Source organism: Pontibacter burrus, assembly GCF_010686685.1.
GTDB lineage: Bacteria > Bacteroidota > Bacteroidia > Cytophagales > Hymenobacteraceae > Pontibacter > Pontibacter burrus.
The window spans coordinates 45082-67706 of sequence record NZ_JAAGWD010000002.1 but is presented as its reverse complement, the minus strand read 5'-3'; the positions used below and the strand labels follow the sequence as shown (position 1 = coordinate 67706).

Below are 22625 nucleotides of genomic sequence, written 5' to 3'. Positions count from 1 at the left end.
TATAGCTGCTAAGGCGTTTGAAGCGCTTTGTGAAACACATCCGTTTTATTCTCAACCAATACGCAAAGAATCTAAACTATAGCGTTTGCAGAAATTGGCATTCCTATAGTTTAGATTCAATTTATTTACATCAAACAATCAGATTTCTGGCATGTTGTGTTTCTATGGCTAAAATAAAATTTCGGCTGCTGGCTATAAATTGTATAGTTTTGCACTGATTAATAACCGTTTACAACATGCCTTTAACCCGGTACTTACTTTTTATTTGCTTTATTTTACTCTCCAGTGCCGGATTTGCCCAGCGTTATACTGTAAGTGGTATTGTTCGCTCTGCCACCGATAGCCAACCCCTGATTGGCGCTACGGTAGCTGTGCCCGAACTTAAAACAGGTGCATCCACCGACACACGCGGATTTTATACCTTATCGTTGCCTGCTGGTAGTTATCAGCTGCAAGTTACGTACATTGGCTACCAACCTTACAGCCAAACTATAACGGTTAATTCCTCAGCTCAAACTATAGCCATTGCCCTGCAGCCCACCGAAAATAAACTACAGGAAGTAATAGTAGAAACAAACAGCCTGGAACAGAAACTAAATGACAACCGCATGAGTGTAGAGCAGCTCAGCTCGCGCGAGGCAAAGCTGTTGCCTGCCCTTTTCGGGGAAGTGGACCTGATTAAAACGCTGCAGTTAAAGCCGGGCGTGCAGTCTGGTGGCGAGGGTTCTTCAGGGCTGTATGTGCGCGGTGGCGGTCCCGACCAGAACCTGGTACTGCTTGATGATGCCGTTATCTATAACCCTTCGCACCTGTTCGGTTTCTTCAGTGTGTTTAACCCCGATGCTATCCGGAATGTGGAGCTTTACAAAGGCGGTTTTCCGGCTCAGTTTGGCGGCAGGCTGTCGTCGGTGTTGGATGTGCGCATGAACCGTGGCAATAACGAGAAGATTGGCGTAAACGGCGGCATTGGCCTGATCTCATCCAGGCTTACGATTGATGGTCCGATCAAAAAGGATAAGGCTACGTTCCTGATTTCGGGCAGACGCACCTACGTAGATACTTTTACGCGCCTGATCAACAAAGTAAACAAAGATAAAAAAGACTACAGCCCCATCCCCGACTACTATTTTTATGACTTTAATGCCCGCCTGGACTATAAGCCAACCCCCTACGACGAGATCTCGCTGAGTGGGTACTTCGGACGCGACTTCTTTACTTTTAACGATGCTGGCTTCAGCTTTTCGTTTAACTGGGGCAATACTATGGGTGCACTTAACTGGCGCCATACCTTTAATCCGCGCCTGTTTGTGAATACATCGCTTTCCGCCACGGGGTACGAGTACAACATAAACAATAAAATAGATGTATTCAGCTTTAACCTGCGTTCGGATGTGCAGGATGTGACGCTTAAAACTGATTTTGAGTGGCGCCCTGCTGAGAAACATACTATAAAATTTGGCGCTGCAGGCATAAAACACGGCTTTACGGTAGGCCGCCTTAACTTCGACAGCGACGATGATCTGCAGAACTTTAGTGCTGGCAATACCTACCAGGCAACAGAGTTCGGGGCTTATCTTTCTGATGATTTCCAGCTGAATGCACAGCTATCGCTGAACTATGGCCTGCGCTTTTCGGGCTTCAACAGCCAGGGCAAGACCTATACTGCCTTGGAACCACGCGCTGCTGCCCGCTATAGTTTAAGCACCAACACCTCGCTAAAAGCCAGCTACGCCAGCATGATGCAGTACATTCACCTGGTAGCTAATTCAGGCGCTTCCTTGCCTACTGATATCTGGTTTCCGTCTACACCACGCGTAAAGCCGCAGCGCTCGCAGCAGCTAGCCTTGGGCGTAAGCCACTTATTCGGCGACGGAAAGTACCTGATCACAAATGAGCTATACTATAAGTGGATGCACCGCCAGATAGACTTCCGCGATGGGGCCAATGTTTTTGTGAACGACAGCCTGGAGAATGAATTCCTGTTTGGCAAAGGAGAAAGCTACGGAAACGAAATTTACCTTGAAAAAATAAAAGGACGCACCACCGGCTGGTTGGGCTACACCCTGTCGTGGACTTACCGCCAGTTTGATGAGATTAATGACGGCCGGCGCTTCCCAACCCGATACGACCGCCGCCACGACATCAGCCTTGTATTACTGCATAAACTAAACAAACGGCTCCACCTTACAGGCGCTTTTGTGTATGGCACCGGCAATGCTTTTTCGCTGCCTGTGGCCCGTTTTCCGTTGCAGGATGTGCAGGGGAAAGAGCCAGGCATTGTACCAATCTATTCTGACCGGAACAGCTTCCGGCTGCAGGCATCGCACCGCCTGGACCTGGGCGCAGTCTGGAAGCTGAAACCTAAGCGAGGCGAAGCTGATCTTACCTTTAGTGCCTACAACGCTTATAACCGCCGGAATCCTTACTTTGTGTACTTTGAGCAGATGCGCGACGACGAAGATCAGACCATTGGCTTCCGGGCCAAACAGGTTTCGCTGTTCCCGGTTATTCCTTCGGTTACCTATAATTTTAAGTTCTGATGAAACGCATTTTATACCTGCTGCCGCTCGTGTTTTTACTGAGCTGCGATATGGAGAAAGAGATAGAAGTAGTGTTGCCGCCACATGAGCCGCAACTGGTTGTGGAGTGCTATCTAGAGAACGGTTATACTTTCGAAGCTACTGTACTCGAGTCTTCGTCTTACTTTGATCCGCCTACTGCACCTGCTATACCCAGCACCGAAGTTTACATTATGTACCGGGACAAGCGCGTGCAGCTAAACTATAACCCGGGCTACAACAACCGTACAAACCGCTACTACACGCATAAATCTTCCACACGCATGAACGCCAAGCCCGGCGAAACATATCGTATAGAAGTAATAGGTACGAAAGACCGGGTGGTGACCGGCTTCACCACTATTTTACCGAAAGTACCGATCTCGGAACTGGAGTGGAAGTTTAACGACAAAGACAAGGCGCTGCTCTTAACTACTTTCCAGGACGACCCGGATATGACCAATTATTACCGCTACATGACCCATGTAGGCAGCATGAAAAAGAATGCGCGGCGCGATTTTGTTACAGACGATAACCTCACCAACGGGAAAGTAACTACCTACGGTTCGGCTTACGATTATGAAGTAGGTGATACATTGATTCTGTCGCTGTTCAACATCGAGAAGCAATACTATGACTTTCTGCGCTCTGTAAGCGATGCCCGAAACGCCAACGGCAACCCGTTCTCACAGCCTACTAAAATAAAATCATCTGTACAGGGCGGCATTGGCATCTTCACAAACCTGGTTTACGACCGCAAGACTGTTATTATTAAAGAGGATAATTAAAACTATAAAAGAAAGCGCCCCGGCTATAGTTTAGCCGGGACGCTTTCTTTTATAGTTACTGCTATTACTGTACAGCAATCAGCTCACGGATAAGCTTGGTCATGCGCGGTTCGGCTATAGCTGCAGCTTCCAGAATATCGCTCAGGATCACTTTCTTGATTCTGTCCGGCGTACCCATATCGGTAATAACCGAAACTGCAAACACCGGAAGGCCCATGTGGCGGGCAGCAATTACTTCCGGCACCGTTGACATGCCAACCGCATCTGCACCTATAGTTCGGATATAGCTGTACTCGGCTAGGGTTTCCAGTATCGGGCCTGGCACACTAGCATACACACCAGTTCGCGCGGTAAAACCTTCTTTTGCGGCAATCTCTAATGCCTGCTGTACCATTATGCGGTCATAAGCTTCGCTCATATCCGGGAAGCGTGGTCCGAGTTCATCCAGGTTCGGGCCGATAAGCGGGTTAGATGGCTGCAGGTTAATGTGGTCGGTCTGGATCATCAGGTCGCTTACGTTAAACTCCGGATTTAAACCGCCTGATGCGTTAGACACAAACAGCTTGCGGATGCCCAGCAATTTCATTACCCTTACCGGAAACACCACCTGGTGCATGTCATAGCCTTCGTAGTAATGGAAGCGGCCCTGCATCACGATCACACGACGCCCACCCAGCGTACCCAGAATCAGTTTGCCAGAGTGGCTCTCTACTGTTGATACCGGAAAATGTGGAATATCAGCATATGAAAGGCTGTACTGTACTTCTATCTCGTTTACAAGAGCGCCCAAGCCGGTTCCCAGAATAATCCCGAATTCCGGAGCAAAGTTTTCTGTGTGCTGCTGTATATAGGCTTTGGCTTCGTGTAGTTGCTGCATCATGGCAATTTAAGTATGATTAAGTGACTGAAGTAAATTACTGAATTAAGTGGTGCAAAGGTAGCCGATTTTATAGTTCTGAATAAATGACTTTCATCACAGGTTTGAAACTATAGCCGTAAATTACAGAACATCAAAACTATAGTTTACAGTGGTCTTCTAAAATTAAATCTCCCTCAAAAACAAAACCGCCGTGGCTAACTATAGCCACGGCGGTTTTAAAGTATAGATAGTGTAGAGCACAATCGCTCATTCACTCATTCAAAATTATTCCACGCTCAGGTTGTAAGGCATGCGGGTTTGGATGCCCTGCAGGTGCTCTACTTTTTTATACATGTTGTAAAGCGGGTATAGTTCGCCCAGTTCTGCTTTTACGTAGCTTTCTTTTACCTGCTTGCCAGTGTCGCCTACCAGCTCTTCCAGGAACGACTTACGCGCCGGAAGCTCTGTTAAACGGTAGTCGTCCGTGATATTGGCTTTAGCTGCCGCAATCTCAATTGCTTTATCAAGGCCGCCAAATACGTCTACCAGGTTACGCTCTTTGGCTTCGGCACCAGACCAAACACGGCCCGATGCATACTCTTTCAGTTTATCCTGCGTCATGCCACGGCCTTGTGCTGCTTTCTTGGTAAACACGTCGTAGATCTGGTCAATCTGCTGCTGCACAATTTGCTGCTCAAAAGCTGTCATCGGGCGAGTTAGCGTAGGAATATCAGAGTACTTGCCAGTCTTTACATTATCTATAGTTATGCCCAGCTTGTTGTTCATAAAGCCCTGGATGTTCGGGATAATACCAAACACACCGATGCTACCGGTAATAGTGTTCGGGTGTGCTACAATGGTATCGCAACCCATGGCCAGATAGTAGCCACCTGACGCCGCCATATCGGACATAGATGCAATAACAGGCTTCACCTTACGGGTAAGCTGAATTTCGCGCCACATTACGTCTGATGCCAGTGCGCTACCGCCCGGCGAACTAATACGCAGTACAACAGCTTTCACTCTGTCATCCAGGCGGGCCTTGCGGATCGCTTCGGCGTAACGGTCGCTGCCAATGTTGTCGTCATCGCCTTTGCCATCAACAATGTCGCCTTCCGCATAAATAACGGCAATGCGGTTTTTAGATGAGTTAGACTCTTTATTCCCTTCAGCTTTCTTGTATTTGCTGTAAGCTACCAGCTCCAGTTTATCTTTTGCCTCAACGCCAGCCTGCTCTTTCAGGTAAGTGATGGCCTCATCGTAGTAACCAACATCGGTGATCAAGCCGTACTTTTTGGCATCTTCGGCGTTACGCACCAGCAAATTATCTGAAATATTCTTCAGCTCTTCAAAAGTCTTGTTGCGCGATTTTGCGATGTTGCGCATCTGGAAATCATTGATCGAATTCAGGAAAGACTGCATCTGCAGACGTGCCGGGTCGCTCATCTTATCCAGGAAGAAAGGCTCTACAGCGCTCTTGAACTCACCTACTTTAAATATCTGTGGTTTAATGTCCAGTTTCTCAAGTGTGCCTTTAAAGAAGTAAACCTCAGAGCTCATGCCGTTAAACTCTACCGTAGCCAGCGGGTTCATGTAGATCTTATCAGCAACTGAAGCCAGGTAATAAGCTTTCTCCTGCGACAGATCGGTATAAGAAACTATAAACTTGCCAGATTCTTTAAAGTCGATCAGCTCGTTACGGATCTCCTCCATTTTACCCATACCGGCATCCACAAAGCGCATATTCAGGAAAATACCTTTGATATTATCGTCGGTTTTAGCTTTGCGAATAGTTGCTTTTATCTGATCCAGACCATCGGTGCTGGAGAAGCCGCCAAATGAGAAGCCCAGCTCCTGCCACGGGTTACTTGGCTCACGCTCTGCTATCGGTCTGTCGAATTTCAGCTCCAGCACAGAGTTTTTTACTATGCGTACTTCGTCGTTAGAAGCGGCACTGGCAGCAATCCCGATCAGGATGAGTATGCTCAGGAAGGAGAATAAGAGCAGGCCTACTATAGTTGCCAGCACATATTTCAGGAATTGTAACATAGTTTAGGTTATGTATTTATATAGTTGATTCATGTAGCTACTATACGCAGCCCCACACTACAATAAACAAATTTAGTGCGTATAGTTCAAGTAATCATCCCCTTCTCGACCAACCTGGGTATTGTATAGACAAACGATTATAGTTTAGGAGTTTGGGAGTTAAAGAGTTTAGGGGTTATAAAATTCTGCTTTTCAACTATAGTTTCGCTTCTTCTCTGACGAAATGCAAAATATTGTGTCCCTATATTACATTGTGATTTTAATTCTTAAACTCCTAAACTCTCTAACTCTTAAACTGCTAATACCTATATTTCTTCCCCCACTGGGCTTGTAGTTGTTTGCGCATGTCGTTTTCGCGGGCGTTGTTGCCGGGCTCGTAAAACATGGTGTTGTTCAGGCCGTCGGGCATAAACTCCTGCTGTACAAAGTTGCCTTCATAATCGTGGGCGTATTTATAGTTGTTGCCGTAGCCTATCTCTTTCATCAGCTTGGTTGGCGCGTTGCGGATGTGTAAAGGCACAGGCAGATTACCTGTCTGCTGCACCATTTGCCGCGCATTTTTAATGGCCATGTAAGTCGCATTACTCTTAGGCGAGGTTGCCAGATAAACCGTGCACTGCGAAAGAATGATCTGTGCTTCGGGGTAGCCAATCATCTGCACCGCCTGGAAGCAGGATGTTGCCATCAGCAGTGCATTTGAGTTAGCCAGACCAATATCCTCAGAAGCAGCTATGAGTAACCTTCGGGCAATAAATTTAGGATCTTCCCCGCCTTCGATCATACGGGCCAGCCAGTATACGGCAGCGTTAGGATCAGAACCGCGGATGGATTTGATCATGGCTGAAACCAGGTCGTAATGCATCTCCCCGGACTTGTCATACATCACGATGTTCTGCTGCGCTACCTGCTTTACCAGCTCGTTGGTAACTATAACTTCGTCCACGTTCTGCACGCCTTCGGCTACAATTTCCAGCAAGTTTAACAGCTTTCGCGCATCGCCACCTGATATGGTCAGCAAGGCTTCGTATTCCTGTACTTTCACGTTTCGGTGGCGCATCCACTCGTCCTGTTCCAGTGCCTTGTCTACCAGCTCTATCAGCTCATCTTTGCTCAGGTGCTTCAGTATATAAACCTGGCAACGCGACAGCAAGGCAGATATCACTTCAAAAGATGGGTTCTCGGTAGTAGCGCCCACCAGGGTAACTATGCCTTTCTCTACAGCACCCAGCAAGGCATCCTGCTGCGACTTGTTAAACCGGTGAATTTCATCAATAAACAATACTGTGCCCTGCCGTTTTTTGGCCTGGTCAATTACATCGCGGATGTCTTTTACGCCGGAGTTTATCGCACTCAAAGCTACAAAAGGCACCTTCATCTGGTTGGCAATAATATTGGCCAGCGTGGTTTTGCCAACGCCCGGAGGCCCCCACAAAATCATGCTGGGAATTACACCACCTTCTATGTAACGGCGTAGTATTCCGTCCGGGCCTACAAGGTGTTTTTGTCCGTAATACTGATCTAAGTTATGCGGCCGCATGCGTTCGGCCAGAGGTATATTCGGGTGAATCATGAGCTAAGTAAGTTACCTGCCAAAGGGCAAATACAAAGGTACGTATTTGAGCGCAAACTGGTAAGCCGGTTAATCTTCCCGCGGCGGTTCCACTTCGTTCTCACGCTCCAGGCGCTCACGGGTTTCCTCGCTGTCATCTCGCATTTCGGGGTCCTGCATGGGGCTGTGTTCGGGTTTCTCATCGCCAAACAATACGCCCCATTGTTTAAAGCTGTCAGTACGGTCGAACACCACTTTCAGTACCGCAATAATGGGCAGCGACAAAAACATACCGGCAATACCTGCTAACTCTCCGCCAACTACCACACCAACTATAGTTGCCAGGGCATTAATCTTTACTTTGGAACCAACTATACGCGGCATCAGGATGTTATTATCCAGGAACTGCACCCCGGCAATAACTCCCAGTACTGTAAGGATAGGCCATAGTTCTGAAGAAGATGCCAATGTGAGCAGCACCCCGATAATATTGCCCAGCAGGGCACCTACGTAAGGTATCAGGTTCAGAAAAGCAAAGATCAGCCCGATCAGTAAAGCATGCTTGATGCCGACAAGCAGCAGGATACCGCCCAGCAAAACGGTCATATACGTCACTTGTATCAGCAACCCAAACAGGTAGCTTTTTATGATCACCTTTACTTCGCGCAGGGTTTCTTCTACTTTCTCGTGCCTCTCCTCCGGAAACCAAAGAAATATAAAACGGAGCAACAGGTTTTTGTAGAACAGCACCAGAAAAATATAGATCGGCAGCAAACCAAGGAAAACCACTAATGATGTTACCGAGCCGGCAGCGCCACCCAGCAAAGAGCCAGCATAATCTAGTAGTTTGGTGCTTTGTTCGTTTATAAATTTCAGTTGTTCTGCTGTCGAGAACGGCGTTATGCCTTCTAACCAAGCACTAAGGGAGCCCAGATGTTTGGTAACGTTCTTTTGTATCGTTGGGAAATCAGTGATCAGGTCGCCTATCTGCATGGCAAAAAACCAGATGATCCCGCCAAACACAACGGCCAGCAACAACAGACTTATAACTATAGCCAGCACATCGGGGAAACGGCGCCGCTTGAAGAACTGAAATACCGGCAAGAGCATAATGCTCATAAAAAAAGCCATCAGCAACGGCGCCAGCAATCCTTTTGCCAGTACAATTGTCCACCCCAGAAAGAAAAGGCCCATTATCTCCAGTGCCCTCCGGGCGGATACAGGCATTTTATTGATCCCGTCCATAGTTTCGGTATAGTTTGCAGGTCGTGTTAATCGTCTTTATACGGTTTAAAATGAATAAGCGCGTACCTTTGCGGCATGAGTAAACAAGTACAGGTGCATGGTGCGCTTTTCCTGGTTGCCCTCATTTACGGAAGCAACTATAGCATAGCCAAAGAAGTGATGCCATTTTACGTTGGTCCGTACGGGCTGATCGTGATACGCGTGGTGTCGGCAGCTATCTTTTTCGGAATATTTTCGCGCCTGGTAGTGAAAGAAAAGATTGTAGGCTGGGCAGATAACATGCGGTCTGTACTTTGTGGCATTACAGGCATTGCCATTAACCAGCTTTGTTTCTTCGGCGGCCTTAACCTGACTTCGCCCATTAATGCAGCTTTGCTGATGGTGATTGTGCCTATTATCGTGCTTTTATTTTCGGCGATCCTGCTGCGGGAGCGGGTAAGCGCGCGTAAAGTAGGTGGTATTGCGCTGGCCTGCTCCGGCGCTTTTCTGTTGATCTATAGTTCGCGAGGCGAAGGCACACCTGGTAACCTGTGGGGCGATTTGCTGATCATCCTAAACGCAGCGAGTTACGGATTATACCTGGTACTGGTAAAGCCCCTGATGCAGAAGTACAATGCCTTTACCATCGTTAGTCGCATTTTTGCTGTGGGTGCCGTTATTGTAGTACCATTTGGGTTTAATCAGGTAATGGCCCCGAACTATAGTTTGTTTCCAGCAGAGATCTGGTGGGCGATTGTCTTCATGGTGCTGGCTGTAACAATAGTTGCCTATTTGTTTAATACCTGGGCGCTTCGCTATGCAAACCCTTCACTGGTTGGTGCTTATATTTACCTACAGCCGCTTATGGCTATAGTTATCGCTATTGGTTTTGGTAAGGACGTATTTACCTTACAAAAAGGAATTTATGCCTTGCTGATTTTTGCGGGAGTTTACCTGGTGAGCCGTACAAGGCAGGCTGTTGCGGAGTAGTTATCTGAACTAAGATATAGGACCTGAGGGATTATGAGATTATGCTGTAGTTTTATAGTTGCTGTTGGTCCAACCACCCCTACCCCCTCCTTGTCTAAGGCGGGGAGCTTTCCGGCTTTTGCTTTAGTTGAGTAGCTTTAGTTCTATAGTTGGCATTTTAACCCACCCCTACCCCTCCCGAGAGGGGAATTTTGGCTATAGCTATAGTTTCAACTATAGTTCTATAGTTACAGTCCACGAGCTGGGCAGGTTTACCTGGCCTCAAGAAACTACCACCACGGAAAGGCGATAGAACTATAGCCATTCAACAAACTATAAATTAGCTATCGAAAGATTTCAGTCTTTGGGTTGAGCGCCTTGTAGATTTCTGGTGCCGTAGCCATTGTGAGGAACGAACAAAAGAAAGGTACACCGCGCGATGCCCGAAGACGGGGCCCCGCGGCCGTGAGCGCACCAAAGCTGGATTGAAACGATAGGCTGGTAAAGCTCCAAGGATAAAAGGAAACTATAACATGAACAGTTTGTGTCGAGTAGTAATTAAAGTTAGATATATATCGATAACTTCAACTATAGACTGCGATAGATTTCTCACGATGTTCGAAATGACAAAGGAGGAACTATGGAACAAATGAGATGTCTCGCTAACGCTCGACATGACAAAACAGGATAACTAAAATTCAATAAACTAAAAACTCCTGCCAAATTAACTTCAGCAGGAGTTTTTATACTTTATAGGTAAGCCAAATTATGCGCTGGCAGTTCTGGGCTTATTCCCCCAGTTTCTGTTACCACCACTACGCTGGCCTGACCCACCGCCAGTGTTATGGCTGCGGCTCTGGCCACCACTGTTACCGGAAGGTTTATTACCCCAGCGGCTTCTGCCACCGTTGCTACCCTTTTTCTTCTGTTCTTTCAGCGTTGTGGCTGCTTCAGCAAAATCCTTGGCTGTCATCGGATACGGGTGGTTATCTACTACTGGCACGTTCTTCGAGATCAGTTTCTGGATGCTTACCAGGTACGATGTTTCTTCAGCATCGCAGAACGAAAGCGCTGTACCACTTGCGCCGGCACGACCTGTACGGCCAATGCGGTGCACATAGGTTTCCGGTTCGTTCGGCAGCTCGAAGTTGATCACGTGGTTCAGGTCGTCTACGTCAATACCGCGGGCGGCAATATCAGTGGCTACCAGCACGCGTGTTTTGCTGCTCTTAAAATTATCAAGGGCACGTACACGAGCATTCTGAGACTTATTGCCGTGAATGGCTTCAGCCTGAATACCGGCTTTTGTTACGTCGCGGGCAACGCGGTCGGCACCATGCTTGGTTCTGGTAAATACCAGTACGCGGTCAATCTCCTCGCCTTTCAGCAGGTGTATCAGCAGGTTCTTTTTATCCGACTTCTTTACATAGTATACCTTCTGCTGTATAGTATGCGCTGTGCTCGAAACAGGCGTTACTTCTACTTTCGCAGGTTCAACAAGTATATTATCGGCCAGCTTCATGATCTCCGGAGCCATAGTAGCCGAGAAGAACAACGACTGGCGTTTCTCTGGAATCACGTTCAGCACTTTGCGTACGTCGTGCACAAAGCCCATGTCCAGCATGCGGTCTGCTTCGTCCAACACAAATATCTGCAGATCTCTAAGGTCGATAAACTTCTGCGCCATGAGGTCCAGCAAACGGCCTGGGGTTGCTACAAGTATATCCACTCCTCTTTTCAGGGCTTCGGTTTGCGGGTGCTGCGATACGCCACCAAAAATCACCGTGTGCTTTAAGCCGGTGTTGCGGCCATAAGCGCCAAAGCTTTCGCTAATTTGCAAAGCCAGTTCACGGGTAGGTGTCAGTATCAGCGATTTTATAGTTCGCTTGTTACGATCTTGTGGCAAAGCGCTCAGCAACTGCAGAATCGGAATGGCAAAGGCAGCCGTTTTACCGGTACCGGTTTGCGCACAACCTAGCAGGTCGCGTTTCTGAAGTATGTAAGGGATTGCTTTTTGCTGTATCGGAGTGGGGTTGGTATATCCTTCAGTTTTAAGAGCGGCAAGGATAGGCTCTATCAGGTTTAATTCGTTAAATGTCATGTATTTGGTTTAATTGGGCTGTACAATGCCATGCGCACTGTCTCAGCAGTCCCGGGAATACATTGCATTTGCGATCAATCCCGGCATATTTTTATTAACCTTTAAACCGCAAGTATAGTTCTTCTTGCCTGGTTTAAAGACGAAGGTTGCAAAGGTACGGCTAAATCAGGTAGGTTCCTATTGGCGTGATTGAACGCAGACAGCTAACTATAGTTGCAACTTAAGTGGTACCAATACGCATAGCTATCGGGAACTGCACTTTAAGCGTCGCATTCTCCGGCCATACCCTCCTGAATTTTTCGGCTAATTGCGGTACCGGCGAGTTACCGTTCTTCTCTATAAAATGCTGCACTGCAGACCAAGAATTCAGATAACCGATCAGTTGCTCCAGCGCCCAGGTAGTATCTATGGTAAACTCCGGCTTGTTTTCTATTTCTTCAAAAGGGAACGGTATAGTGCTATAGTTTTCGTCGATGTAGTTGCGTTCAATATCCCAATAGCCGTCAAGGGTATTGTTGTAAAAATCATCCAGGATAGCATCTATTTCCGGAGCAATGCGTGGCAGGTTATAGCACCACACAACTACCACTGCACTAGGTTTGGTAATGCGGTACACTTCGCGGTAAAAGGCATCAAAATCGAACCAATGAATGGCCTGAGCCACTGTTACCAGGTCGATGCTGCTATCCGGCAGATTGGTGGCTTCGGCGCGGGTTTGCAGGTAATGGATGTTGCCTTTTTTTACGGCGTTGTCAAGTTGCTGCTGACTGATATCTGTAGCATAGACCAGGTGGCAGCGCTCAGACAGTTTGGCTGCCACCTGACCGTTGCCGGTTCCGCAATCCCAGGCATTGGCATAATGTGGCTTCAGGCTAAAGATAAAATCATATAAGGCATCGGGGTACACAGGCCGGAACTTCGCATACAGACCTGCCTGGGTTGAGAAATTATCTTTTGCTTTTTTCATAGGCCTATTTTTTAAGGAATGACAACAACGGATTTATAAACCTATCAAAAGCCTCGATGTGCGGCATATGCCCTACTCCCTCCAGCTCAACCAGGGTGCTGTTCTTTATCTTTTTAGCGGTGTCTTTGCCTAGTTGCGGGTAATTACCCATCGTTGCAGCTACTTCTTTCGGAGCCAGGTTTTTGCCTAATGCTGTACGGTCGCGCTGTCCGATGATAAGCAAGGTTGGCATTTTCAGTTGGTCGAATTCATATAGCACCGGCTGCGTAAAGATCATGTCGAATGTAAGCGCTGCATTCCAGGCAATAATCGGGTAGTTTTCATTTATGGTCCAACCGGCCAGCAGTTCAGCCCACTCGTCGTACTCAGGTTTCCAGTTGCCGCCATAATAGTTTTCCAACTGGTACTTTTTAATCTTGTCGTAGGTCTGTTGCAGTTCGCCTTTGTACGCCTGGTCTACGCTCTGGTAAGGTGCTTTTCGCTTCCAGTCTTCCAGGCCAATCGGGTTAGCCAGTATCAGTTTCTCCGTCATGTCCGGGTACATCAGTGCGAAACGCGTAGCCACCATACCACCCATCGAGTGCCCCAGAACTGCTACTTTTTTAATGTTGAGTGTATCCAATATAGCCTTTGTGTTCTGGGCCAGCAACTGGAAAGTATACTGCAAATGCTCCGGTTTCGAGCTCTTGCCAAATCCGATCTGATCAGGGATAATAACACGGTAACCCGCTTTAGAAAGTGCGTCAGCGGTTTGTTTCCAGTAAGCCCCGTTAAAGTTTTTGCCATGCAGCAGCATAACAGTTTTACCGTTCGCCTTCGTTGGTTTCACATCCATGTAAGCCATCCGCAGTTGCTGCTTTTGTATGGTCAGCGGGAGGTACTGCACAGGGTACGGGTATTTATAGTTCTCCAGGTTGATGTCCAGGTTTTTAAGATTCTGTTGCTGGGCTATAGTTGGTAGTTGTAGCAATAACAGAGCAAGTAAAAGTAAGGTAGCTTTTCTCATTTGTGATGAAGTTGTGATATAAACTATACGATTCCGGATGATGGAGTGTATGTGCTGCCTAAACTATAAATTTCGTGATTTGTTCGAAATCGTCTGAACTATAATCAAAGGACATTAAGACCTCACAATGTTTTCAAAACCTGTGAGTGTCTGGCTGCTTCGTAGCAAAGACGCTCGTATGAGCTGCGCACACTACGAGGTCTACAGTTGATCCTGATTCGGACAAAAAACGCCCAACCTGCTTTACCAGATTGGGCGTTTTTTCAAACTATAGTTTCAGATTTTTAAGCCATTACTTCATTCAGGTTTGGTAGTTGTAATCTACCAAAGCGGTGCAGCGTGTTCAAATGCGAGCGCACTGCCTGTAGGAAGGTTTTGCTTTCGATATACGTGAGGTTAAATTCTGCAGCCGTTTGCTTCACAATCTCAGCCAGAGCCGGGTAATGCACGTGACTAATGCGCGGGAATAAATGGTGCTCGATCTGGAAATTCAGCCCGCCTACGTACCATGATAACAACTTGCTCTTGCGGGCAAAGTTAGCGGTAGTGCTCAGTTGATGGATTGCCCAGTCATTCTCAATAATGCCCGTCTCATTCGGCAACGGAAAGGTAGTGCCTTCCACGGTGTGCGCTAACTGGAACACTGTGGACAGGATCATGCCTGCTACGAAGTGCAACATTAAAAAGCCGAGCAACACCTCCCAGAAAGGTATACCGAAAATAAGCGTTGGAGCTACCAGAATCGAGAAGAAATAAAGCACTTTAAAGGCTACAATCTTAACAAAGGCAACCGTATTTTCTGATTTGGAGCTGGCGTTTACCCCACTCTTGATGTACTTAAAGAACTGTATAAAATCTTTTAGAATCACCCAGTAAAGTGTGAGCAAGCCGTAGAAAAACAAAGCGTAGGCCCACTGTAGTTTATGGATGAATTTCACTTTTGTATGAGGAGAAAAACGTAGCACGACCATATCGTCGATATCTTCGTCCATCTCCACCACATTGGTATAAGTATGGTGCAGGATGTTATGTTGCAGTCTCCAGTTGAAAGCAGAAGCTCCTAACAAATTCACGGAGTGCGCCATCAGGTAGTTTATGGTTTTGCTCTTCGAAAAAGCACCGTGATTGGCATCATGCATCACACTCATGGCTACGCCGGCCGCACCGAAACCCATCACCGCCCACAGCACCAGGCTGATGGCCACATGCGGCGTAAAGGTGAGCAGGACCACAAAAGGCACCACATAGATCAGGAGCAATATTATGCTCTTTACCAGGATGCTGGAGTTACCGTATTTAGGCAATTTATTCTCTGAAAAATAAGCGTCCACACGTTTGCGGAGCGTCGGGAAAAACAGACTTTTGTCTTTGTTAACGAATTTTACTTTGCCTTTAAGCTTCATTTAATCTACTTGATAATCTAAAAATTACGCGCACTCCAAAAAGCTGTTTTTACGACTTAGCATGTAACCGTGTTTACAACAGCTTAGCTAAAACTGGTTATACACCTAACTTCTTCTCTTAACAGAAACTTCCGGATGATACTATAAGCACAGATTTACGCGATCGGGATGCAAATATAGTGTGGAAACGGGACACTATAAGCTTTCAGGATTTATTTGATATTTTAGCCGATTGCCTCGTTCAAACCCGGCAACCTTCCGAAGCGGTGCAGTGTGGCAATATGCGAGCGCACCGCTTGTCCAAATGTTTCATTTTCCAGGTAAGGTATTCCAAATTCGGTTGCCGTTTCTTTCACAATATCAGCAATGGCCGGATAGTGCACATGGCACACGCGCGGAAAAAGGTGGTGTTCAATCTGGAAGTTCAGGCCACCCACATACCACGACAAAATCTTGTTGTTGCGGGAGAAGTTAACCGTCGTGTTCATTTGATGAATGGCCCAGTCGTTATCAATAATACCATGCTCGTCCGGCCTCGGGTGGCTTGTACCTTCTACGGTGTGCGCCAACTGGAACACAACTGTCAGGACGATACCCGCTACAAAGTGCATTAGCAAAAAGCCAAGCAGCACCTGTAAAAACGGAATCCCGAAGAACAGTGTTGGCACCCCGAGAATGATAAAAAAATACAGCACTTTCATAGCTACCAGTTTGGCAAACCATGTTCTATTCTCGGCAGGTGTATTGGTGTTTACCCTGGTCTTTTTGAAGAGCGCGTATTGCACAAAGTCTTTTGCTACTACCCAGTAAAGTGTAAGTAAACCATAAAACACAAAAGCGTAAACCCACTGTATTTTATGAAAGACCTTTACTTTGGAATGAGGGTTGAAACGCAGCACCAGCCTGTCCTGTATATCTTCGTCGAGCTCTACTACATTGGTATAAGTATGGTGCAGAATGTTGTGCTGTAGTTTCCAGTTAAAAGCGGAGCCACCCACAAAATTTAAGGTATAGCCCATCAGGTCGTTTACACGCCTGCTTTTGGAAAAAGCCCCATGGTTGGCATCGTGCATCACGCTCATGCCTATACCCGCTATACCCAAGCCCATCATAAACCATAGCAGTAAACTAAGCGGGTAGGTCGGCTGAAAAACGAGCAGCACCACGAACGGCAAGAAATAAAGCAGCAGCATCACCACACTTTTCACTTTCATGGTTGTGTTGGCAGTAGTCGGAATGTTCTTTTCGGAGAAGTACGCATCTACACGTTTGCGGAGCGTCGGGAAAAACAGGTTCTTGTCTTTATTTACGAATTTTACTTTGCCTTTTAACTTCATGTAATCTGTTAGGGTGTGAATTCGAAACTCACACAACGAATCAGAAACTCAAGGGGTGAATTGCGGAGTAACAATATATAAGTACTCTCTAAAATAGCAGAATAGTAGGTATTTTGAAAAGTCTACTATCTGATATAGCCAACAAGATAACTATAAAAGGTGAGATCCGGTGACTGTAGCGCAAATTGACTACAGATTTATAACCTGATCTCACCTTTTATAGTTCAGCACCCTTTTGGCGGGCACTGGGTTTTATACTATAGTTAACGCACTTTTACTTCACATAATTCGGCAGCCAAAGCTTTGCGCTTGTTGCGCCTGGCAACTATAAGAATCAGCAAACTAAGTGTAGTTAGTGTAGCCATTACGCCTGTCATGGGCAGCATGGAGCGGTTATGGAAAAAGCTTACCAATGCCGAAGCCAATGCACCCGTACCCATCTGCAAACTACCTAAGATAGCCGAAGCGCTACCCGCATTTTTTGTAAATGGCATCAGCGCCAAAGCCGAAGCATTTGGATTGATGATACCTAAGCTGAACATAAACGTGAACAGCAAGGCCAAAGTACTGAAAGCGGTTAACGTGCCTGTGTAGGCACCGAACACCAGCGCCATAGCCGCCGCAAACTGTATAAAGCCAACTTTAAGCGTAATCTGCTTACTGGTATTGCGGCGAAGCAGCAATCTGTTAAACTGGCTACCGATAATGTAACCGGCGGCGTTCATAGCAAAGGCAATACCGTATTGCGTGTCAGTCAGGCCAAAGTGCTCCATAAACACAAACGGCGATCCCGAAATATAGGCAAACATACCCGCCGCTGCCAAACTACCAGAAATGGCATAGGTCAGGAAGGTAGGCTCCTTCAGCACGTTGGCAAAATCACGGAGTATAAATTGTGGCTTCAGCGAGATAGAGGTATCCGGTCCTTTACTTTCGGGTAATAGTTTAACTACAGCCAACAGCACGGATGCCGCAATAGCCGCCAGCACCACAAATATGAATTGCCAGCCCAGGTGCGCTGTTACGTAACCACCTATAGTTGGCGCAATGATCGGCGCCACGCCCATAACCAGCATCAGGGTTGAAAACACGTTCGGAATATCTTTCAGCGGAAACAGGTCGCGCACCATGGCACGGCTCGCTACCATACCCACACAACCACCCAACGCCAGTAGCAAACGTAAGCCGATCAGCCATTCTACGGTTGGTACCAAGGCACAACCCAACGCAGCAAGCACAAACAGGCTCAGGCCAATGATCAACGGCTTTTTACGCCCAAATCTATCTACCAACGGACCATAAATCAGCTGACCGGCCGCTATACCTATAAAGTAACTTGTAAGTGATAAACCTACGTGGGCAATGTCGGTGTTCAGGTCTTTGGCAATGGCCGGAAAGCCCGGCAGATACATATCTATCGCAAACGGACCCAGTGCTGATAAAGCACCTAGTACCAAAATAATCTTTCTGTATTGTTTCTTATCCATGTAAAAAAATAAAACGGCCGAAGCCGGAAATAAAGGAAAGCGCAAACCAGGCAAACTATGGCCAGGCCTGCGCTTTCAGAAATATTTAAATGGGTTAGTACCCGATGGTAAAGCGCTGACGAATAAACTGCGGCTTTTCGAGTTCGTCGATCGCAGCCACGGCATAATCTTCGTAAGAAATGTTGCTTTCGCCTTTTTCGTTCATTACCGGGTTGTCGGTGCCCAGGCGAAACTTACCGGTGCGCTCGCCCGGCCCGATCATAAATGCCGGGCTGAAGAAAGTCCACTCCAGTTCTTTTTCCTGTTGGTAAATCTTTAGCGAGTCGCGCTGCGCCGATGCACCCTCTTTCCAGTCAGCCGGGAACTCGGACGTATCAACAGCCTGCACGCCAGGGGCAACATACAAACTGCCGGCACCGCCAACGTTCAACACGCGTTTTACGCCGGCCTTTTTAGCAGCTTTTATCACCGATTCTGCCACGCTGTTATGGAGCGAGTAATCTACTCCAGGTCCCCAGCCCGAACTATAAGATACCACCACCGCATCATGGCCTTCTATTTTAGCAGCCAGGTCATCAGTATCCAGCGCATTGCCTTTCGTCACCACCAGGCTTTCGTTCTCTAAGGTAAGCTTAGATGGGTCGCGTACAATGGCGGTCACTTCATGTCCACGACTCAGGGCTTCGTGGGTAATGCGGCTGCCAACATTGCCGCTGGCTCCAATTATGGCTATTTTCATAGTTCTTGAATTTATAGTTGCTACCTTAAGTATACAACTGATCACGTTACAAAGATACGCAAGTAACGGTCCAGCGTGGTGGCCATTTTCCGACTTTGGCTGGTCGCTTTATGCTAATCGGTACTGGGCCCGGAAAGTGGTCGGGGTAATCCCTTCCATTCTTCTGAAAGCGCGTGTAAAATGTGAGTGATCGGTGTACCCTAAGGTATAGGCAATTTCCTGAACTGAATCAGTAGTATAGATCAGGAAACGTTTTGCGGCCAATATCACGCGTTTTTCGATGATGCGGGATGGCGTATCGCCGGTGATAGCTTTGCTGAGCTCGCCTAGTTTTTTGGTGGTGATGTTAAGTTGGTCGGCGTAATATTCTACGGAGCGGTGGCGGGTAAACTCAGTATCTAACAAAGCCAGAAACTTGCTGAACGTGCTATAGTTGGTATCGCCTGCTGTCGTGTCTCCGGAAGTTCGTTTCTGCTGTTCTTCGCGCAGCACAGAGAGCAAGGCAGAAAGCAGATGGCGAATGTAAACTTTGTTCGGTTCGGCAAGCTGGTACTCCTGGTGCATCAGGTCGAACAGGCTTTTGATCTTATAGTGCAGCTCCGGCGTATAGACCGCCAACGATGTAAAGTCTACTACCTGACTAAAAAGCCCTTCAACGGGGCGTGGCAGAAACTCATTTGTAAAGCGCAGCACGTATAGTTTGGTCCAGGGCTTGGGAATGAAGCGATGCACTTTGCCCTGCGCAATAAGCGCAACAAACGGCCCTTGTAGTTCGTCGTGCTCCGTATCGATGGTATGTCTGGCGCTGCCTTGCTCTATAAAAATGATCTCCTGAAACGCATGCCGGTGTGCGCGCCGATCCTGTGGCTCTTCGGTGGCCGGCACTTCCCGGTGCCAGATCTGGAAATCGGCTTCGGGTAGCTCAGGTGCTCGTGGTTTTGTGCGCTCAGGTTGCATGGTTCTGCTTACGGAATGGGCAGCTATAGTTTACTTCAGTTCCTTTCTCATGACTACCATGCCGTGGTATTCGGGTTTCATGGCTTCAAAATCTAACCTGTAAGTACCGCAAAGGTTATAGCCGTTCTGCTCATAAAACCGAATGGCCTCGTGGCTGCTGTCCATAGCCTTCAGCCAGATCACACGCTTGTTTCGTTCTTTTGCAAACTGCTCGGTAAAGCGCATGACCTGTTTTCCTACTCCTTTGCCTGATGCGACTTTGGTCAGGTAAATACGTTCCAGCTCCAGTGCCTCTTCCGAACTATAGTTATCCAGCGCTTTGTCGATGTTCAGCTTCAGGAAACCTACCAGTTCTTCCTTGGCATAAATCAGGAAAAAAGCGGCATTGGCATCTTCCAGTTCCGCTTTAAGTGCGGCATCGCTGAAGCAGCGCTCTATATACCAGGCGCCGCCGTCGTTCCATAAATGCAGGTAATGGTCGCCGTAAGCATTGAGGGCAATGTCTTGTAGGGTATGTAGGTTGGCAACGGTTATTGGTACAATGGAGACGGTTGGCATAAGAAGGTATTTATATGTTTTATAGTATCTTAATTGTCATGTCGAGCGTTAGCCGAGACATCTTATAGTTGGCTATAGTTACTTTTGCTGGCGAGCGTCCTCGCTCGTGTCTAACTATGGGGTTGAGTCTTCTGACTCAACTGGCCTGAAAGGACAGGTATACCAATTGCTTTGGCTATAGTTCTACAAGTAGCCTTAGTTCTATAGCCAACTATAGTTTCAACCTGTACTAAGCAGTTTGTGCTATAGTTGCCTTTTATCCTGGGAGCTCTACCAGCCTATCGTTTCATCTCTTGCTTTGGTGCGCTCACGGCCTCGAGGCCTCGTCTTCGGGCATCGCGCTGCTGCCTTCTTGCTCTCCTCCTGCGTCGGATTGGCTGCGGCACCGCAACAAGTCAAAGGCGCTCAACCCAAAGACTGTGATCACTCGATAGCTACTGTTTGTCTATAGTTTGAATCGATAAGCTTCGACCTTTCTCGTGCCTGAAGTTCCGTAGGGACAGGTCGCGACCTGTCCGCTCAATATGGTAAACTATAGAACTATAGCTGTTCATTTGCAACCGCAGAATGTCCCCCTTTGAAGGGGGCAGGAGGATGATTAACATTAACTATAGAACTTTGACTTAACTATAGCAAAAACCGGAATCCCGAAAATCTAAATCAATCCTGTAAATCCTGATTCAGACAAATGCATTCAGAAACAATAGAACTATACATCAACTATAGCAAAAGTACGGCACTTTGCTGCAAGTATAAAGGCAAACTATAGTTTATACTATAACCTGAACTTCATAATTGTACTGTAATCCAAATACCATATCTATAATCCTCACTACAAAACACTGACTAATAAACGATAGCAAACAAAACCAGCAAACTCAACCATCGTAAAATGGTACAGTAAATTTATAAAGCTATGAGACTATTTCACAGATTCATACCATTATTGATCACTGTATTGCTACTAGGTAGTTGTACTGGTGAAGGCTGGAGCCGCAAAGCAAAAGGTGCTGCTGTAGGTGGTGCCACAGGTGCTGCTGCAGGTGCCGTAGTTGGCGGTACAGAAGGAGCCGTAGTTGGAGCTGCTGCTGGTACGGTAGCCGGTGGTGCCATTGGCCGTAAAAAAGACAAAAAGAAAGACCGCAAGCGCTACGAACAGTACCGCGACAAGGAGAAAAGCGACCAGCGATAAACTATAGTTTATACTCCGCTTTAAAAGTGAAAAGGCTGATCGGATTTTCTGACCAGCCTTTTTAGCTTAAATGTACTTTCCGGCTATAGTTCCGAGCTTTACTTTGTAGCGGGTAATTCCATTAAACTTTTCCTCCATCTTCAGCACTTCATGCGATTTTTTGGTGATCCAGAATATGCCATAGTTCTCAGGACTATAATCTATCCGGAGCAGCCAGCAATCTATAGTTTGGTTGTTTATAGTTGATAGTTTCTCGGAGCCGGTCACTTTATAGGCATAGTACTGCGGTGCCGTTTTGCTTCCCGGGTGGTAAAAATTAATCAGGAAAACAGTATTGGGCTTGAGCGGTAGGCTCTCGAAAAATTCCAGATCCAGCTCCCAGTTATAGGTTGGCTCTGGTAAAGGCATTGCAAAGTTGCGCCACGGGTTGGTTCTGGCAGTATCGGCAGCCGTAATTTTGTCCGGGTAAAAGTTAAAGGCGGCCGTGCCTCTTGCCGAAGTGCTGGTATGGTAAACCGGGCTGAAATCCTTTTCCAACACAGACTCAATCGTTCGGTTGCTCAGCGTATCGGTCCCGATCCAGTTCTGCCGGATCACCAGGCGCTCTTTGCCCTGTACCTGCTCAAAACGGATATCCCGGTTCCACAGACTCTTGGTCAGCACCTTCGGGTTTCTGGGGTTGCTTATAGTTACCAGGTACTGGCGTATGCCCGGCTTCAGGTGTTTGGTGTTGATGTGTTTGCCGGTTACCCGCACGGTGTCGGTCTGGGCATACGCAGAGGTGAACATGATGCCGCAAAGCATCAATAATAGTAATTTCTTCATAGTTATAGGGTTGGAAAGTGTAAACTATAGTTCGATGTTTAAACTATAGTTTGCAAA

Annotated in this window: 19 protein-coding genes; 4 read left to right on the top strand and 15 right to left on the bottom strand. The window is 47.1% G+C overall.

Annotated features, from left to right (window positions below; genetic code table 11):
• The first annotated feature begins 236 nt into the window (after positions 1-236).
• Positions 237-2540: a TonB-dependent receptor gene (locus GXP69_RS04990; RefSeq protein WP_163913078.1), complete on the top strand. Its 2304-nt coding sequence runs from the start codon at positions 237-239 to the stop codon at positions 2538-2540.
• Positions 2540-3346, top strand: coding sequence for a DUF4249 domain-containing protein (locus GXP69_RS04985; protein WP_163913076.1), 807 nt, complete (start codon positions 2540-2542; stop codon positions 3344-3346). Before GXP69_RS04990 ends, GXP69_RS04985 begins: the two co-directional genes overlap by 1 nt.
• 64 nt (positions 3347-3410) lie before the next feature.
• Here the strand turns inward: GXP69_RS04985 and GXP69_RS04980 are convergent, their stop codons facing one another.
• The 4 genes from GXP69_RS04980 to GXP69_RS04965 all read right to left on the bottom strand — a co-directional run bounded on the left by GXP69_RS04980 (position 3411) and on the right by GXP69_RS04965 (position 9048).
• A complete protein-coding gene (locus tag GXP69_RS04980) occupies positions 3411-4226 on the bottom strand; it encodes a purine-nucleoside phosphorylase (RefSeq protein ID WP_163913074.1) in 816 nt (271 codons plus the stop codon).
• Between the two features lie 264 nt (positions 4227-4490).
• Complete coding sequence (gene sppA, locus GXP69_RS04975) at positions 4491-6254, bottom strand: signal peptide peptidase SppA (protein ID WP_163913072.1); 1764 nt, start codon at positions 6252-6254, stop codon at positions 4491-4493.
• 298 nt (positions 6255-6552) lie between these two features.
• A complete protein-coding gene (locus GXP69_RS04970) occupies positions 6553-7824 on the bottom strand; it encodes a replication-associated recombination protein A (protein WP_163913069.1) in 1272 nt (423 codons plus the stop codon).
• Between the two features lie 69 nt (positions 7825-7893).
• The gene (locus GXP69_RS04965; protein WP_235925566.1) at positions 7894-9048 is read right to left on the bottom strand and encodes an AI-2E family transporter; all 1155 of its coding nucleotides are present in this window, start codon (positions 9046-9048) and stop codon (positions 7894-7896) included.
• A gap of 75 nt (positions 9049-9123) precedes the next feature.
• Here GXP69_RS04965 and GXP69_RS04960 point away from each other — a divergent pair, with 75 nt between their 5' ends.
• On the top strand, positions 9124-10017 hold the full coding sequence (locus tag GXP69_RS04960) for a DMT family transporter (RefSeq protein WP_163913067.1): 894 nt from the start codon (positions 9124-9126) through the stop codon (positions 10015-10017).
• Positions 10018-10174: 157 nt separating this feature from the next.
• On the opposite strand, the gene GXP69_RS04955 is transcribed toward GXP69_RS04960, so the two are convergent.
• The 10 genes from GXP69_RS04955 to GXP69_RS04910 form a co-directional block, all read right to left on the bottom strand.
• Positions 10175-10321: a hypothetical protein gene (locus GXP69_RS04955; protein ID WP_163913065.1), complete on the bottom strand. Its 147-nt coding sequence runs from the start codon at positions 10319-10321 to the stop codon at positions 10175-10177.
• 441 nt (positions 10322-10762) lie between these two features.
• A complete protein-coding gene (locus GXP69_RS04950) occupies positions 10763-12097 on the bottom strand; it encodes a DEAD/DEAH box helicase (protein WP_163913063.1) in 1335 nt (444 codons plus the stop codon).
• 220 nt (positions 12098-12317) lie between these two features.
• Positions 12318-13064, bottom strand: coding sequence for a class I SAM-dependent methyltransferase (locus GXP69_RS04945; RefSeq protein ID WP_163913061.1), 747 nt, complete (start codon positions 13062-13064; stop codon positions 12318-12320).
• A gap of 4 nt (positions 13065-13068) precedes the next feature.
• On the bottom strand, positions 13069-14070 hold the full coding sequence (locus GXP69_RS04940) for an alpha/beta fold hydrolase (protein WP_163913059.1): 1002 nt from the start codon (positions 14068-14070) through the stop codon (positions 13069-13071).
• A gap of 284 nt (positions 14071-14354) precedes the next feature.
• A complete protein-coding gene (locus GXP69_RS04935; RefSeq protein ID WP_163913057.1) occupies positions 14355-15473 on the bottom strand; it encodes a fatty acid desaturase family protein in 1119 nt (372 codons plus the stop codon).
• A gap of 224 nt (positions 15474-15697) precedes the next feature.
• Positions 15698-16810 carry a fatty acid desaturase family protein gene (locus tag GXP69_RS04930; RefSeq protein WP_163913055.1) on the bottom strand — a complete coding sequence of 371 codons (1113 nt, stop codon included), beginning with the start codon at positions 16808-16810 and terminating at the stop codon, positions 15698-15700.
• Between the two features lie 263 nt (positions 16811-17073).
• Positions 17074-18297, bottom strand: a complete 1224-nt coding sequence (locus GXP69_RS04925; RefSeq protein ID WP_163913053.1) for a multidrug effflux MFS transporter — start codon at positions 18295-18297, stop codon at positions 17074-17076.
• A 94-nt stretch (positions 18298-18391) separates the two neighbouring features.
• Positions 18392-19036 (bottom strand): NAD(P)-dependent oxidoreductase, encoded by a 645-nt coding sequence (locus GXP69_RS04920; protein ID WP_163913052.1) that lies wholly within the window; start codon positions 19034-19036, stop codon positions 18392-18394.
• 108 nt (positions 19037-19144) lie between these two features.
• Positions 19145-19993 carry an AraC family transcriptional regulator gene (locus GXP69_RS04915; protein ID WP_163913050.1) on the bottom strand — a complete coding sequence of 283 codons (849 nt, stop codon included), beginning with the start codon at positions 19991-19993 and terminating at the stop codon, positions 19145-19147.
• Between the two features lie 30 nt (positions 19994-20023).
• Positions 20024-20551 (bottom strand): GNAT family N-acetyltransferase, encoded by a 528-nt coding sequence (locus GXP69_RS04910; protein ID WP_163913048.1) that lies wholly within the window; start codon positions 20549-20551, stop codon positions 20024-20026.
• A 916-nt stretch (positions 20552-21467) separates the two neighbouring features.
• Here GXP69_RS04910 and GXP69_RS04905 point away from each other — a divergent pair.
• On the top strand, positions 21468-21743 hold the full coding sequence (locus tag GXP69_RS04905; RefSeq protein ID WP_163913046.1) for a glycine zipper domain-containing protein: 276 nt from the start codon (positions 21468-21470) through the stop codon (positions 21741-21743).
• Positions 21744-21809: 66 nt separating this feature from the next.
• Here GXP69_RS04905 and GXP69_RS04900 read toward each other — a convergent pair whose 3' ends face one another.
• Complete coding sequence (locus GXP69_RS04900) at positions 21810-22568, bottom strand: DUF3108 domain-containing protein (RefSeq protein ID WP_163913044.1); 759 nt, start codon at positions 22566-22568, stop codon at positions 21810-21812.
• Positions 22569-22625 lie beyond the last annotated feature (57 nt).